At 40.0% G+C, this 15,151-nt stretch carries 13 protein-coding genes; 2 read left to right on the top strand and 11 right to left on the bottom strand.

What is annotated here, in order from left to right:
- Positions 1–109: 109 nt before the first annotated feature.
- Positions 110–1,045 carry an LCP family protein gene (locus tag A6749_RS19740; RefSeq protein WP_066394754.1) on the bottom strand — a complete coding sequence of 312 codons (936 nt, stop codon included), beginning with the start codon at positions 1,043–1,045 and terminating at the stop codon, positions 110–112.
- 262 nt (positions 1,046–1,307) lie between these two features.
- On the opposite strand from A6749_RS19740, the gene A6749_RS19735 reads away from it, so the two are divergent.
- Complete coding sequence (locus A6749_RS19735; protein ID WP_066394752.1) at positions 1,308–1,673, top strand: hypothetical protein; 366 nt, start codon at positions 1,308–1,310, stop codon at positions 1,671–1,673.
- 21 nt (positions 1,674–1,694) lie between these two features.
- Here the strand turns inward: A6749_RS19735 and A6749_RS19730 are convergent, their stop codons facing one another.
- Positions 1,695–2,261, bottom strand: coding sequence for a competence protein ComK (locus tag A6749_RS19730; RefSeq protein ID WP_236719706.1), 567 nt, complete (start codon positions 2,259–2,261; stop codon positions 1,695–1,697).
- 197 nt (positions 2,262–2,458) lie between these two features.
- On the opposite strand from A6749_RS19730, the gene A6749_RS19725 reads away from it, so the two are divergent.
- The gene (locus tag A6749_RS19725) at positions 2,459–2,695 is read left to right on the top strand and encodes an IDEAL domain-containing protein (protein ID WP_066394746.1); all 237 of its coding nucleotides are present in this window, start codon (positions 2,459–2,461) and stop codon (positions 2,693–2,695) included.
- 66 nt (positions 2,696–2,761) lie between these two features.
- On the opposite strand, the gene A6749_RS19720 is transcribed toward A6749_RS19725, so the two are convergent.
- The 9 genes from A6749_RS19720 to hemE form a co-directional block, all read right to left on the bottom strand.
- Complete coding sequence (locus A6749_RS19720) at positions 2,762–4,036, bottom strand: M48 family metallopeptidase (protein ID WP_066394742.1); 1,275 nt, start codon at positions 4,034–4,036, stop codon at positions 2,762–2,764.
- 137 nt (positions 4,037–4,173) lie between these two features.
- On the bottom strand, positions 4,174–4,950 hold the full coding sequence (locus tag A6749_RS19715) for an enoyl-CoA hydratase-related protein (RefSeq protein ID WP_066394732.1): 777 nt from the start codon (positions 4,948–4,950) through the stop codon (positions 4,174–4,176).
- Between the two features lie 72 nt (positions 4,951–5,022).
- Positions 5,023–6,576, bottom strand: a complete 1,554-nt coding sequence (locus tag A6749_RS19710; protein WP_066394725.1) for a fatty acid--CoA ligase family protein — start codon at positions 6,574–6,576, stop codon at positions 5,023–5,025.
- A 179-nt stretch (positions 6,577–6,755) separates the two neighbouring features.
- Positions 6,756–7,745 (bottom strand): lipoate--protein ligase, encoded by a 990-nt coding sequence (locus tag A6749_RS19705; RefSeq protein WP_066394719.1) that lies wholly within the window; start codon positions 7,743–7,745, stop codon positions 6,756–6,758.
- 14 nt (positions 7,746–7,759) lie between these two features.
- A complete protein-coding gene (locus tag A6749_RS19700) occupies positions 7,760–8,494 on the bottom strand; it encodes an MBL fold metallo-hydrolase (protein ID WP_066394717.1) in 735 nt (244 codons plus the stop codon).
- Positions 8,495–8,588: 94 nt separating this feature from the next.
- Positions 8,589–11,216: a YhgE/Pip domain-containing protein gene (locus A6749_RS19695; protein WP_236719705.1), complete on the bottom strand. Its 2,628-nt coding sequence runs from the start codon at positions 11,214–11,216 to the stop codon at positions 8,589–8,591.
- 246 nt (positions 11,217–11,462) lie between these two features.
- Entirely contained in the window at positions 11,463–12,884 is a 1,422-nt protein-coding gene (hemY, locus tag A6749_RS19690; RefSeq protein ID WP_066394712.1) for a protoporphyrinogen oxidase, read from the bottom strand.
- Between the two features lie 37 nt (positions 12,885–12,921).
- Positions 12,922–13,857 (bottom strand): ferrochelatase, encoded by a 936-nt coding sequence (hemH, locus tag A6749_RS19685; RefSeq protein ID WP_066394705.1) that lies wholly within the window; start codon positions 13,855–13,857, stop codon positions 12,922–12,924.
- Between the two features lie 169 nt (positions 13,858–14,026).
- Positions 14,027–15,073, bottom strand: coding sequence for a uroporphyrinogen decarboxylase (hemE, locus tag A6749_RS19680; RefSeq protein ID WP_066394703.1), 1,047 nt, complete (start codon positions 15,071–15,073; stop codon positions 14,027–14,029).
- Positions 15,074–15,151: the final 78 nt, after the last annotated feature.

Genomic DNA, 15,151 nt, shown 5'->3' with positions numbered 1-15,151 from the left:
ATTTTATACATTCTACTTCAAGAAATGTCTAGCTCCAGCGCCCTAGCGGCGAGACGCTTCGCTCTCCACCCTACAATAAGTCAAGCACGAATGCGCCTCCATTTCTAGTTTATTTTGTAATAAATTGGTGAAGGGCTTCTTTATTTTTTTCAACGTCAATATCGAGCACAAGACCTTCCCCTTGTACACGGGGTTCGGTAAAGCTATTTTCAACTGGGATTCTAAATGTATCAATAGTACCCCGTTTTTCCGACAGAAAATCCTTCGCCATAAATAAAACATCTGATGTTTTCATATTCGTATTGACATATGGACTTACAACACCGATTAATTTAGGCAGCTTGGCAATAGTTTGTAATCCGCTTAGCTGATCCTTTATTGCCTTGATTGTCTTTTGTTGGCGTTCTACACGTCCAAAATCACTCATGGCATCATGTCGAAAGCGGACGTACCCGAGTAATTGTTTCCCATTCAATCTTTGCAGCCCCGGCTCCAATTTCACACCAATATTTTTCTTCATCTCTTTCTCCACATCAATCTCTACACCATTTGGAAAAGCTTCATCAATTAACTGCACAAAGCCCTGGAAATCAACAATAGCATAGTACTGCAGGTCAATATCAAAGTTCTGTTTAATGGTTTGCCGCATTAATTCCGGACCCCCGAGGGCGAAAGCGGCATTAATTTTGTGCTTTCCATGGCCCGGTATTTCCAAATAGCTATCCCTCATAATCGAAGTCAATTTAAATGTTCCTTTGTCCTCATTAAAATGGGCTATCATAATTGTATCCGAACGGGATTTTTCTTTACCTCGCGCATCGCTTCCAAGCATCAGAATATTTGTATCTCCATATTGATCCTTTTGGCCCTCAAAACTGTAAACAACTTTTGAAGGATTTTGATCCATCTTTTTTAATGATTGATTTACCCCTTGTTTATACTGAAAGTAGGAATAGCCTATTCCAGCGCAAACCAGCAGTAAAAAAACAAGCAGAATGGACCTCCATCGTCTTTTCTTTTTTCCTTTATGTCTTTCTGACCGCATTTTATCACCCATCCGTCCAATTGTATTTTTATTTTACTATATATTCGACTAATTTTTGGTTTACAAGGTTTCTTTTTTTATTCATTTTCCCCTAATTGGGAGCTATCTATTTAGAGAAACTTTCCCAATAAAAAAAAGCCCCCTTTTATAAAAGAGGGATTGGCAGGTTTTATGAGAAATTAAAGCGGTATTGCATTTATTATTTCTTTTTTGTAAAATATAATAAGAACATTAGTTCGCATTGCGAGGTGTAAATTATACCATGACCCGAATTCCAGAGCATGATCGCGATATAATGGAAAAGGCCATCTATTTACCGATGGTGTTAATAATCTTAAATCGTGATTTAACAGTTGTTCAGAACAGCCCTTTTAAACTAAAAAAGCCTTATTTAGAATTAATTGAAGAAACAATGAAAGATGTTCAGAGGGAATTGGGCGAGGCAAAGCAATATATGAAGAAGAATAAGCTCAAAGTTATTGAAACAAAACGGGACGATGCCTTTACAATGTATTTGTTTATTTATAAAGGTTATGAAGAAAATCATAATTACTTTAATCCAAGAATCCGCAATAAGGTCCAAGAGCTAATGGAAACTTATTTTTTGAAAAAACACCTGTCCCGCTAAGCCGCTAAAAATGATAAACAATTATTTCTGACCCTTCGGAAAACTATCATTTCCATAGTCGCTAAAGTTCTCGGATGCCTTTGATAATTTTGGACCGTGTAAATAAAATGATTTTTTTTGATTACCTTCAATTCTTTGCAGCAGCTTGCTTTTTAATAACGCAGTTCTTAACATTTGTGTTTCAACCGTTCCAAATGAAACTTGGAAGACATGTGATTGTTTATCACTAAAAGTAATGAGCGTTTGCTGCGGTCCGACACGGCGGAAATTCTCTGCGTGCTCGTGAGCAATCCAAGCACATTCGGGACGATTAGGCGATGTTGTCGGGAAAAAGAAAAGATGATTCGCCGGCTCAATGACAATTGGAATTTTCCTTGTATAACCAATTAATTCAGTGGTACCTTTTTTCCTGCTTTCAAAGCTTACCCCAAAATAAGAGCAATTTTTTTTAATAAGGTCAACCGGCCTAAGAGGTGATAAGAACTCATCGTCGACCTCCATGACTTTGGAAAAGACTTTACCACCATAATCAACAGGCATTATAAACATGGTACATGAATTGATTTCATAGAATTCAAGCTCCTTCAAACTATTCAACTCCTTTTCATAATAATTTTCCCACCACATCTTACCACTTTTACCGCTAAATTTCTGTAAATTTTCTAATTGTTACTAAAATATTCACAAAATCTTCTCATGAAAAATTACCTTTAGAAAGTTCCAAATATTAATGATAATATCTCGAAAACCCCATATAATTAAAAAAAGCAACAGAGGTGATTTTCATGAAAGAAAAGTCATATGCCGAATTAATGAAAATTGCTGCTATGAAACGCAACCAGAAGAGAGAGAATTTCGTTCAAGACCTGTATATCGAAATGCTATTATCAGAAATCCAGCTAACTGTTGAAAAAGAAAAGTTATTAAAGAAAATTGACACGGCCATTGACCATCGAGACAAAAAATCATTTCTGCGATTAACCGGACAGCTTAAGGAAATTAACAAACGTTTTGGAACTTGAATAAACAGCAGTTGCCCCCATAAAAAAGCTGAAGACAAATCCATTGTCTTCAGCCTTTTTATTGTTTTATTCGTTATTTCGCTGCTTTATTTCATATTCCTCAAGTTTAGAAATACGGTCGAGCATCGACGGGTGGGTATATCGAAAAATTTTCACTAGCAGCGGTGGATTCACCTGACTTAATCCGGAACGCGTTAACTCCTGGAATGATGAAATTGCTGCCTTTGGATTTTTTGTCATCTGAATCGCATATTGATCGGCCCTTGTTTCCTGATAGCGAGAGGCAAAATTCGTAAATGGGCTGGATACAAATATTAGCATAGATATGATCATAAAAAATAAAGGAAGTGAACGTATATCTCTGACATCGGGAATTTTAAATTCCTTACCATATCGTTTCACGGTCCAATTCATTAATCGGTATGTTAAATACAAGCCAAGCAGGGATAGCAGCAGGTACCCGCCTATACCCCAGTAAATATGTTTTTCCACATAGTGGCACATTTCATGAGCCATGATAAATAGAATTTGGTTATCATTCAATTTATTTAAGGTCGTATCCCAAAGAACAATTCGGGCATTCGACCCAATTCCTGTCACATAGGCATTCAGGGCATTTGTTTTTTCCGCCATGTCAACTTCAAAAACATGTTTCGCCGGAATGTGAGACTTTTCTGCCATCGCCAATATTTTTGTTTCAAGCTGCTTGTCTTTCAACGGGTAAAAGTCATTGTATAACGGATCAATGACGACGGGTTGAAGAAACATCATAAATAATGTAAATGGAACCGATAAAAGCCATCCATACAGCCACCAGCGTTTTTTGCTTTTTTTCATCAACCAATATAAGACAGGTACAATAATCAGCCATGTCCCAAAATTAATCCAAAAATCAATCAGTTCATCCTTCATCCAAGCAGGAAAGCTCTGGGTTGAAATATGATACGTTTTTGACAAAGAATAACTAATATAACTCAGCGGAAAGGTAGCGATATAGGCAAAAAGTGATAACCAGAAAAGGTAGATCGCAGTATGAAGAAATTTGTACTTCGTCGAGCTTTCCGCCCATCTTTTGAATGCCTTCGAAAAACCAAATAATAAGATCAGGAAATAGAAAAGCCATTCGAATGGCGTACTTAAGAAAAATAACAGATTTCTAATTTTCGAATATTCTTCCGTTAACATAAGTTCCCGGCCATTTAAAAATGTCGTTGGGTCGGCTTTTGTTCCCTGATATTCAAACGGCAGCTTCGGTTCAGGAAGCTGAAAAAAATACCAATAAAAAAACAGTCCATAAAGGACATATGCCAAAACCGCATAGAACCCCATTTTTCGCACCATTATTTGTCCCCCCTTTTGTACAACCTCTTATACTTAGTTTAGTTAAAAAGCGAGGATTTAGAACACAAAAATGAGGCTGACAATATGCCAGCCTCTTAGTGAGATAGAAATTTACTGCTAAACGGTGCTTGATCAGTTTACTTCCCCTTAAAAACCGGCTTTCTCTTTTCCGCAAAGGCTTTTAGCGCTTCGAGCCGGTCTTCAGTTGGGAGGGTCACCTCATAGGCTTTGCGCTCAATTTGCAGTCCGGTGCTTAAATCGGCATTCAAGCCGTTTTTGACGGCAAATTTCGCCTGCTGCAGTGCCACAGGACCATTTGCCAGCAATTGCGAGCAAAGGGCATAAACTTCCCCCATCAACTCAGAACGTCCCACTACCTTCGTCAACACCCCATAGGAAAAAGCCTCATCAGCAGACATTTTCCGTGCCGTTAAAATCAATTCCAATGCCTTAGCCTGTCCAATTAACCGCGGCAGCCGCTGTGTCCCTCCAGCACCGGGGATAATTGCCAGGCTGGTCTCTGTCAGTCCCATAACCGCTTCTTTGGCCGCAATCCGGAAATCGCAGGCCAAAGCCAGCTCCATTCCGCCGCCAAACGCAAATCCGTTAATTGCCGCAATCGTTGGCTGCGGCAGCTGATCGATGGCACAAAACACCTCATTAATCTTATAAAGATTCCGCTTAACCTGTTCATTCGTCAAATTCTTCCGCTCTTTTAAATCAGCGCCTACGCTGAAAGCCCTTTCACCACCTCCGATAAAAACTACTGCCCTTATGACTGGATGAATGCGAATTTCGGCTATTTTGTTTTCCAGCTCCAATAATGTTTCATAATTAAAAGCGTTAAGTGACTCAGGCCGATTAATTGTCACCATTGCGATGTGATTAGTAACATCTAACAAAATTTGCTCCATTAACACCACTCCTTTTCGTTAAATAAATTCGAAAAAGGCTGGCCAAATGCCTGCCTTTTTCAAAAATTTTATTTAACTATGTGTCACTTGCTTTTTTAACGCCCGTCTTAGAATTTTGCCGGTCGTATTCTTGGGAAGTTCCTCCAAAAACTCAATAGAGGATGGTACCTTATATTTTGCGAGATGCTCCTTACAATACTCTAACAGCTGTTCCGCAGTCAATTCAAGATTTTTCCTCACAACATAGGCGCAGACTGCCTCCCCTTGATTCGGGTCCGGTTTACCAAGTACCGCAGCCTCTACAACGTCGTGGTGATTATATATGACCTCTTCAACCTCACGCGGATACACATTATACCCGCCAACAATAATTAAATCCTTCTTCCGGTCGACAATATAAAAATATCCCTCTTCATCCATTCGTGCCATGTCACCGGTATAGAGCCAGCCGTCCTTTATTGCTGCAGCTGTTTCCTCTGGCATTTTATAATATCCTTTCATCACATTCGGCCCACGCACAATCAATTCGCCAACTGCACCAACTGGAACCTCTTCACCGAGTTCATTAACGACTTTGTTTTGAACGTTCAGAATCGTTGTGCCGATGGAGCCGGGCTTTCGCGGACGGTCAAGCGGATTAAAGCATGTAACCGGTGATGCCTCAGATAAGCCGTAACCTTCAGAAATCAAGACATTAAATTTCGTTTCAAAATTCTGCAATAATGCTACCGGCAGGGAGGCGCCTCCGGAAATACATAGGCGAAATGATTTGAAGTCCTCGGCATTCCCGTCCGAATATTGATATAGGAAGTTGTACATTGTCGGCACCCCTGCAAAAACGGTAGCTTCGTATTGTTTAGCCAGGCGGAAGATTTCCTTCGGACTGAACTTTGGAACGATTAAAATAGCAGCCCCGCTTAAAAGTGGCGCATTTAACGCCACCGTCAAACAGAACACATGGAACATTGGCAATGCGGTAATAACTCTATCATCATGATTAATTTTTAAATAATCACCAATATCCTTTGCATTGCTGTATAAATTTTTATGTGTCAGCATGGCGCCTTTTGGTTTTCCGGTTGTACCCGAGGTGTAAAGAATCAGAGCTGTGTCATTATCTTCGAGCGTTGGTCCCTGGAAGCTTATGTCCCCGGAGGTTATAACCTCTGTAAACGATTTCATTTTTGAATATACTGAAAGTTCTTCAACAATCTTCTCTTTATAGTCATTTTGTTCTGTTTCGCAAATAATATAATGTTCTACTTTTGGCAATAGACGATGTACTTTCTCTGCAAGCGGAATCATCAAATCGACCCCGACAACTACTTTTACATCTCCATTTTTGAGGATGTAACCAATTTCATCTTCAGTGTAAATCGGATTGATAGGAATAACGGTTGCCCCTAATCGCAATGCGCCATATAAACTAATAACAAATTGCGGCGAATTTCCTAATAATAATGCGATATGATCCCCTTGTTTTACCCCTAGTTTTTCAAGACCTGATGCAAATTTTGTGATTGCCCCATCTAATTCAGCATAAGTACAAGACTTATCTAAGAAGTAATAGGCAATTTTATCAGCTGATGCCTTTGCTGTTTCGTGAAGCTGTGATGAAAGATTCATAAACTCGCTCCCCTCTGATGAATGAATACTCATTCATTTAATTATAAAAAATTTTCTAAATATATTATATTGAAAGATATTAACCTATTCAAGTATAAGTATAAAAAAATTCCGAAAATAAGGAAAAAACACTAATAAATAAAAGCACCTGGACCCAGGTGCTTTTATTAGGAACGTCATTAGTATATTAAATTAATAAATTCTTCTTTCGATATATTTCCAAAATAATAAGTGGTAGTGATATCAGATAGTGCCTTTTCAATATCGCTCTTTTCGTAGCGAATCCCCATCAGCCTCTCCTCAATCTCACTTACTTCTCCGACGCCAAAGAAATCGCCGTAGATTTTACAGTTTTCAATGAATCCTTTATTAACATCAAGCCGAACATCGATAGTACCTGCCGGAAAGCGATGGGAATGCTGATAATTAAATTTTGGCGATTTACCATAATTCCAATCCCAATTTTGATATCTTTCCTTAGAAAGTTCATGAATGTTCCGCCAATCTTCTTCGGTTAACACGTACTCAGGGATTTCTTCCTGTCCTTCGAAGATATTCTTTAACAAGAAGGAGCGAAATTCTTCAATGCTGATTTTTTCTGATAAGAATTCCGAAATATTAGCCACGCGGCTGCGGACTGATTTTATTCCCTTTGATTCAATTTTTTCTTTTTTAACCTTCAAGGCAGATGCGACGTTTTCCATTTCCGAATTGAGTAATAGGGTCCCATGGGTAAACATTCTTCCTCTTGTGGAAAATTGTGCGTTCCCGGAAATTTTTCTTCCCTCTACCTCAATATCATTACGGCCGCTTAACTCCGCATTTACCCCTAATTTTTGCAAGGCCGCAATAACCGGCTCGGTAAATTTGCGGAAATTGTGAAAAGACTCGCCGTCATCTTTCGTAATAAAACTAAAATTCAAATTACCAAGATCGTGATAAACAGCCCCGCCGCCAGATAGCCGTCTTACCACATGGATGCCGTTTTTCTCTACATAATCCGTATTTATTTCTTCAATCGTATTTTGGTTTTTACCAATTATGATGGAAGGTTCATTTATGTAAAATAAAAAATAAGTTTCATTTATATCAAGATTTTTTAATGCATATTCCTCAATAGCCAGATTAATCCTTGGGTCCGTAATTCCTTTGTTATCGATAAACAACATGTTAAAGCCCCCTTTTATAGTACGTAAGTATCAAATTCTGCCGCCAGCTTTATTATACCAGGAAATTTGGAGGATGCTTCAGTAATTAAATCGTTTATTTGCCCGTAATGAGGCAGGTGCGTAAGAATCAGCTGCTTTACCTGGGCATTACTGGCAAAGAGGCCAGCTTCGATACTGGTCATATGCCCTGCAGCTTTCCCATTTTGATTCCCAAAGAAATTACATTCACATAGTAATAAGTCAGCACCTTTGCTGAAATCAATAAATTCCTCTTTAAAAGAACTGTCCGCTGTATAAATCATTGTTTTCCCATCTGCCTCAATTCGCATCGCATAACAAGGCACCGGATGGTCTGTTTTTAAAAAGGATATTTTAAACGGACCAATGAAAAGATTTTGGCCGGGCTCATACGCCTCACCTTTTGTTATATTTTTATAAGTAAGTTTCGTAAATTCATGTTCATTGAAAGTATGCCCGTATATTGGTAACGCCGGAAACTGTTTTCCCAAAAAACCTTGGATTAATCGGGCATGCTGCAGGACACCTATATCTGCAATATGATCAGGATGATAATGTGAAATAACTACCGCATTAAGTTCTTCCGGCGGTAGAATATTTTGCAGTTTCGACAGAACACCGCTGCCGCAGTCAATTAATAAATGAAAACCTTCGTGCTCAAGCAAATAACCGGCGCTTGCGGCATTTTGCTTTGGATAACCGCCCCATGGCCCAATGATAGTAAGTTTCATCGTTTTCCCTCCAAATGCTTATTCAAAACCAGTTAATCTAATTAAACAAGAAAAAACCAGCCGTTTCAAATTAGACCGGCTGGTTTTCCCATTATTAATTCTCCACTGTTGTTTTAAATTTGGCCTTATGTCTAATCGTCAAGTACGTTGTGGTTAATAAAGCAAAGACCACAATGTAAGTGAATAGAATTGTTAGATTATGCCACATAAAGCTGTAATCACCGCTTGAAATCACTGCCTTAAATCCTGAAACGGTATACGTCATTGGCAGCAAGGCATTAAAATGCTGCAAGAAATTAGGGATTAATTCAAGCGGGAACGTTCCAGCACTTGTTGTTAATTGGAAAATCAACACCAATATTGCCAGGAAGCGGCCAGCATCGGCGAAAACCGTAACAAAACACTGAACCAAAGAAATAAACGTTAAACTCGTAATAATCGAGAATAAGATAAACTTAGGTACGCTATGCACATGCAGATCTAATGCACCTAATATAATGATGTCGGCAATTAACGCCTGAATGATCCCCAAAACAGCCAAAATGGCAAATTTACTGATAAACCAATTGAAGCCATTTGCCGGCTTAACTGCCGGATCACGCATAGGAAAGACAATGGATAATAAAAGGGCCCCCACAAATAAGCCTAATGACAAGAAGTACGGTGTAAACCCTGTTCCATAGTTAGGAACGTGATTTACTTTTTCCGTATCAAGTTTGACTGGCTGTGACATCTGCTCATATGTCTTATCATCCGCATGAACTTTAGACACTTCTTTTGCCCCGTCCTTCAGCTTATCCGCTAATTCAGTTGAGCCGTCAGAAAGCTTTTTAGTTCCATCCTTCAGCTGGTCAGAACCATCAGCCAGCTTCCCTGCACCAGAGGTAATCGCATCGGCACCAGAAGATAATTTAGACATTCCACCGGATAAATCAGCCGCACCGTTCTTTAAATCGTTAGAACCGGAAGCAATTTGCCCGGCCCCGGACGACAATGCACTAGATCCCGAAGCAAGTTTATTCATACCACTTAATAAATCATAAGCGCCGGTTTTTAAGGTATGTGAACCGGAGGCTAATTGACCTGCCCCTGCTGATAATGCATTTGAACCATCCACAAGCTGATTCATTCCATTTACCAGCTCATTCGATCCATTTGCAAGTTTATTTGCACCAGTCTTTGCTTCCGTAAATTTCTCCCCAAACACGTTCATGTTATCAGTAAAGGTTTTCTGTCCGCTGACAAGCTTATCAGCACCGGCCTCTAACAATTGGCTGCCCTCTGAAAGTCTTGCAATTCCATCCTGTAAGCTTTTTTGCCCATTGTTGACTACATTAAGCTTTGCGGATAGTTCATTTGCTCCTGCGGAAAGCTGCCCTGCTGCTGTTGATAGTCCTTGTGTTCCATTTTTTAAATCTGCACTGCCGGATTCTAAATCATTTAATGCTTTTACAAGTTCAGCCTTTTTAGCTTCAGGTAATGATTCTAATAATGGCAGCATTTGTGTAAGCTGCGCTTTTAAGGCTGTGACCCCCTGGTTTAACTGTTCAGCACCGGCTGCCGCTTCAGCAGATTTATCCTGCCAGGCAGTTAATTTTCCGGAAAGGTTCTCTGCTCCTGCCTGAAGTTGTGCTGTTCCATCAACAAGCTTTGGCACTTCTGAATTCATTGTTTTAATGCCTGCTTTAGCCTCTTGAATCCCGCTTTGTAATTGTTTTCCGCCGTCTTCAAGCTGTGTTGAGGCATTTTCCAGCTGCTTATGTCCATCCAGCAGCTGTCCAAGTCCGTCATTTAAATTTTTACTGCCCGCTGCTACCTCATTAGCTCCAGAATTGGCAGATTGCATTCCATTGTTAAATTCATCGGTCTTTTTAGCTAACGTCGAAAGACCGGAATCCAAATCCTTTGCACCGGTTTCCAGCTTATTTGCCCCAGAATCTGCAGATTGCATTCCATTATTGAATTCAATTGATTTTTGGGCCAGTGTTTCAAGCCCTGCATACAAATCTTTTGAACCGGAAGCGAGTTTTTTCGAGCCTGAATCCGCCGATTTGATTCCGTCTTTAAATTCAATTGATTTCTCGGCAAATGTCGCCAGCCCGTCATTTAAATCCTTCGAGCCTTTATCCAAACCCTTTGAACCCTCACTCAGTTTTGCGGCACCATCACTTGCCTGCTGAAAACCATCGGCCACTTCGGAGATTTTATCAAAAATCGTTTCCGCATAGGTTTCGGTTACCTTTTCAGCAACGGCTGTCTTGATTTTTTCTGCCGCCGTTCCGCCAATTTGAGCGGAAAGGAAGTTAAACCCCTCATTAGGAACGTAGATTAATTCCAACTTCTTCGGATTTTTATCCATTAGCGTTGTTGCATTTTTGGAAAAACCCTTTGGAATTTCAATAAGCATATAATATTTTTGATCCTTTAGCTCCTTATAGCCATCTTGCTTGTTCACGATTTGATAGTCAAAATCCTTGCTTTCCTTTAATTTCTTAACTAAGTCGTCGCCAAGCTGCAGTTGATCTCCGTCCATGGCGGCTCCTTTGTCACTGTTGACAATCGCTACAGGCAGCTGATCCATTTTTCCATATGGATCCCAAAATGCCCATAGAAACAAGCCGGCATATAGTACCGGGATAAACAAGACAGCGATAATTGGAATTAAGATTTTTTTATTTTTAATAATCGTCGAAATTTCTTGCTTAAACAAGCCGCTTTTCAATATTTAAACCTCCTTGGAACTTTTTTGACTGAATCGTCCATTTGGTCATTAGTTATTAAAAAATAAAGATTATCTGTTTATGATAATCTTGCGTATGACCATTTGAACATTTTAGTCATTTAATACTTTTAGAGTATAACTCCATTTTCTTCTATTGGCAAGTAAAAAAAGAAATAAAAAAGAAGCTGTATTTTAGTAACAGCTTCTAATTGTTGATTTGCGCCACAATCAACAGGGGTTAAAATATCAACGATTATTTTTTAAATACTCCAAGACGTTTTGGACGGCTGCTTCTCCTTGGTCAATACAGTCGGGGACTCCTACGCCTCCGTATGAAGCGCCGGCTAGGAAAACGCCTGGCAGTTCTGCTTCCATATGTTCTAAAATGGATGCAAGCCGTTGTTTATGGCCAACCGTATATTGCGGCATCGAATTTTTCCAGCGCGACACAACGGAAAAATCGGGATTCATCGTGATATCCATCGTCTTCTTTAAATCATCAAGAACAATCTTAATAATTTGGTCATCTGAAAGGTCAACGATTGTTTCGTCGCCGGCTCGTCCTACATAACAGCGGAGCAAAACTTTACCCTTTGGTGCGGAGTGAACCCACTTTTTATGTGTCCATGTACAAGCTGTAATGGAATAATCGCTTCTTCTAGAAACAACAAAACCTGTCCCATTAATATCGTTTTTAATTGCTTCCTCCGGGAAAGCCATAGCAACGGTGGCCACTGATGTGGACGGTACAGATTTTAATGGGTCAAAAAAGCGATAATCCGAAAACATTCCTTGTGTGACCTTATGGGGAGTTCCCGCAATAATGCTATCCGCTTCAATTGTCTCCCCATTATTAAGATAGATTTCGTAATGTCCATTCACCCGGCAGATTTTTTCTACCCGGTGACCTTTGAGAATCATGTTCGAATCTAATTTTGCTTCAATCGCTTCAGCAAATGACTGCAGTCCGGTTTTGAATGTAAGAAAAGCACCTTTGGATTGGGGCTTGCTGACGGGCTGCTTCGATATTGCCGATTTCGTCTTTTTCATACCAATAATCAGGCTGCGGTATTTTTGCTCGACTTCATAAAATTGCGGGAAAGTAGCCATCAGACTCATTTGGTCTATATCACCGGCATAAATTCCGGACAACAGTGGTTCAATTAAATTTTCAACCACTTCATCACCCAATCTTCTGCGAAAAAATTCTCCCAGGGATTGATCTTTTCCGCTTTCCGAACGCGGTAAAATAAAATCGGCAGCTGCCCTCAGCTTTCCGGGGATTGAAAATAAATTGGTTGTGATAAACGGACCAACTTCTGTCGGGATTCCCATTATAGAACCGCCCGGCATGGAATATAGTTTTTCATTCACCATGACATACGATTTTCCTGTAGAATTGTGAACGAGCTGCCCCTCCATTCCCACTTCCTGTGCCAGCCGAATCATGCTTGTCTTTCTTGCTAAAAATGAGTCGGGACCCCGCTCAATTGTAAAACCATCTCTTATAACGGTCTGCATTTTCCCCCCCAGCCGGTGGGATGCTTCGATCAGCTTGAGTTCGATTGGCATTTTTTTTTCTCGGATTTCCTTTTGAAGATAGTATGCCGCTGTTAATCCGGCAGCTCCTCCCCCAATTATGACAACCTTCTGTTTTTCTTCCGCCACGGATGTCACCTTCTTCTACTGTTTCCCTTACAAATTATTAATCATTGAGTTTTTTCAAAACTACATCTGCTAATAAATCAATAAATTCCTGTTTTGCATTTGGCATCTCCGGGCGGTAATAGCGTACACCTAATTCATCAGTTACCGCTTTGCACTCAAAATCGTTATCATAAAGCACTTCAAGGTGGTCACAGACAAAACCTACAGGAGCATATACAAATGCCTGATAGTGGTGATCGTTATATAAATCCCTTGTTAGATCCTGAACATCCGGTCCTAACCACGGTTCAGGAGTGTTTCCTGCACTTTGCCAGCCAATCACGTAATTCTTAATATCCGCTTGTTTGGCAATTAAATCAGCCGTTTCCTTAAGCTGCTTTGGATATGGGTCGCCAAACTGAAGAATTTTCTCCGGCAGACTATGGGCAGAAACGATTAACACGGCATTTTCTTTCTCATCCGTCGGCATCTGCTGAAAGATCTTACCGATTTCATCGGCCCAATAAGAAATAAATTTCGGCTCATCATACCAGCTTTCAATCGTTTTGATTTTCAGTGTGCCGCCTAATTTTGCCGCCTCTTCTTCCGCTCTGCCATTATACGATTTCACACTAAAGGTTGAGAAGTGCGGCGCCAGCACAATGCTGACAGCTTCTTCAAGCCCATCCTCAACCATTTGTTTAACCGCATCCTCGATAAACGGATTGATGTGTTTTAAACCAAGATACATTTTAAATTCAATTTCATCTTGAATTGTATTTAAATGCTCTTCCAGCTTTTCCGCTTGTTCGAGGGTAATTTTGGCAAGTGGTGAGATTCCGCCGATTGCTTCGTAACGGCTGCGGAGATCTTCAATTAATTCCGGGGATGGTTTTCGCCCATGGCGGATATGTGTATAGTAACGATCTAAATCATCTGAAGTATATGGGGTACCGTAAGCCATTACGAGGAGACCCATTTTCTTTTTTGTCATTTCTTGCACCTCATTTTAAAATCTGTTTGATTTCCCTTTAAAAATTCTACTAGGGTCACCCAGCGCACAGCAAATTACACGAATGCACCTTCGTGACCCTTACTTAAATAACTCTTTTATTTTGCCAAAATAAAAGCCGGTTTACCAATGAACAAACTTACACACTACCTTAGCGGCCAAGTTTGGAAGCCGAATATTCATGAACAAAGGCTGTTAATCGCTTTAATGTTTCGGGTTTCACAGACGGGAACACACCGTGTCCTAAATTAAAGATATAACCGCCCCCTGCCATACCTTGATCTAAAATGGCCTTTGCTTTTTCTTCAATGACTTCCCAAGGTGCAAGTAAAATGGCCGGGTCGAGGTTGCCTTGAACCGTTTTATGGATGCCCATTTCCCTTGCTTTAGAGATCGGCAGACGCCAATCTAAGCCGACAACATCCAGCGGCAGATCATTCCATTCCAAAGCCAAATGGCTGGCTCCAACACCAAACATAATTAATGGAACATTTTCTTTTCGTAATTCTGTAAAGATTCGATTCATTACCGGTTTAATATAGTAACGGTAATCCTCCACATTCAAAGCGCCGACCCAAGAATCGAAAATCTGAATCGCTCTTACTCCGGCACCAATCTGCGCTTTCACATATGTAATCACCATATCGCCTAATTTGTCCATTAACGCAAACCAAGCCTTTGGTTCCGAGTGCATGAATGCTTTTGTTTTGTTATAGTTCTTTGATGGCCCTCCTTCAATCATGTAGCTTGCCAATGTAAACGGCGCTCCCGAAAAACCGATTAATGGAACGGATAATTGTTCTTGTGTTAATAATTTGATTGTATCTAAAACGTAAGGAATATCTTCCTCAGGATGTATTTCTGCCAATTTTTCCACATCAGCAAGAGATTGTATCGGATTGTCGATTACCGGCCCAATACCGCCCTTAATTTCAACATGCATGCCCATTGCAGGAAGCGGTGTCATAATATCTTTATATAAAATAGCGGCGTCAACATTATATTGTTCAACCGGAAGACGGGTTACATAAGCACAAAGCTCAGGCTGATGTGTGATTTCAAATAAAGAATATTTTTCTTTAATTTCACGGTACTCCGGCTGCGAACGCCCTGCCTGGCGCATATACCAAACTGGTACATGGTCTGTCTTCTCCCCTTTTGCCGCTTTTAAAAATGTTTCATTGATTTGTTTTGTCATTCCATACAGTCCACCTTTCAAGACTTGTCTGCTATTCATTTTAATATATATAGCATAATTTTAAAAACTTACATATGC

It is taken from the genome of Neobacillus mesonae, assembly GCF_001636315.1.
In the GTDB taxonomy this organism is placed as follows: domain Bacteria; phylum Bacillota; class Bacilli; order Bacillales; family Cytobacillaceae; genus Neobacillus; species Neobacillus mesonae.
Note: the sequence above shows the minus strand (reverse complement) of the source record. Positions and strands in the feature narration are given on the sequence as shown.

Excerpts from the sequence above, each read along its gene's own strand:
- hemH (WP_066394705.1), bottom strand. The coding sequence starts at position 13,857 with ATGACAAAAAAGAAAATGGGTCTCCTCGTAATGGCTTACGGTACCCCA.
- A6749_RS19700 (WP_066394717.1), bottom strand. The coding sequence starts at position 8,494 with ATGAAACTTACTATCATTGGGCCATGGGGCGGTTATCCAAAGCAAAAT.
- A6749_RS19735 (WP_066394752.1), top strand. The coding sequence starts at position 1,308 with ATGACCCGAATTCCAGAGCATGATCGCGATATAATGGAAAAGGCCATC.
- A6749_RS19705 (WP_066394719.1), bottom strand. The coding sequence starts at position 7,745 with ATGTTGTTTATCGATAACAAAGGAATTACGGACCCAAGGATTAATCTG.
- A6749_RS19720 (WP_066394742.1), bottom strand. The coding sequence starts at position 4,036 with ATGGTGCGAAAAATGGGGTTCTATGCGGTTTTGGCATATGTCCTTTAT.
- A6749_RS19740 (WP_066394754.1), bottom strand. The coding sequence starts at position 1,045 with ATGCGGTCAGAAAGACATAAAGGAAAAAAGAAAAGACGATGGAGGTCC.
- hemE (WP_066394703.1), bottom strand. The coding sequence starts at position 15,073 with ATGACAAAACAAATCAATGAAACATTTTTAAAAGCGGCAAAAGGGGAG.
- A6749_RS19715 (WP_066394732.1), bottom strand. The coding sequence starts at position 4,950 with ATGGAGCAAATTTTGTTAGATGTTACTAATCACATCGCAATGGTGACA.
- A6749_RS19725 (WP_066394746.1), top strand. The coding sequence starts at position 2,459 with ATGAAAGAAAAGTCATATGCCGAATTAATGAAAATTGCTGCTATGAAA.
- A6749_RS19710 (WP_066394725.1), bottom strand. The coding sequence starts at position 6,576 with ATGAATCTTTCATCACAGCTTCACGAAACAGCAAAGGCATCAGCTGAT.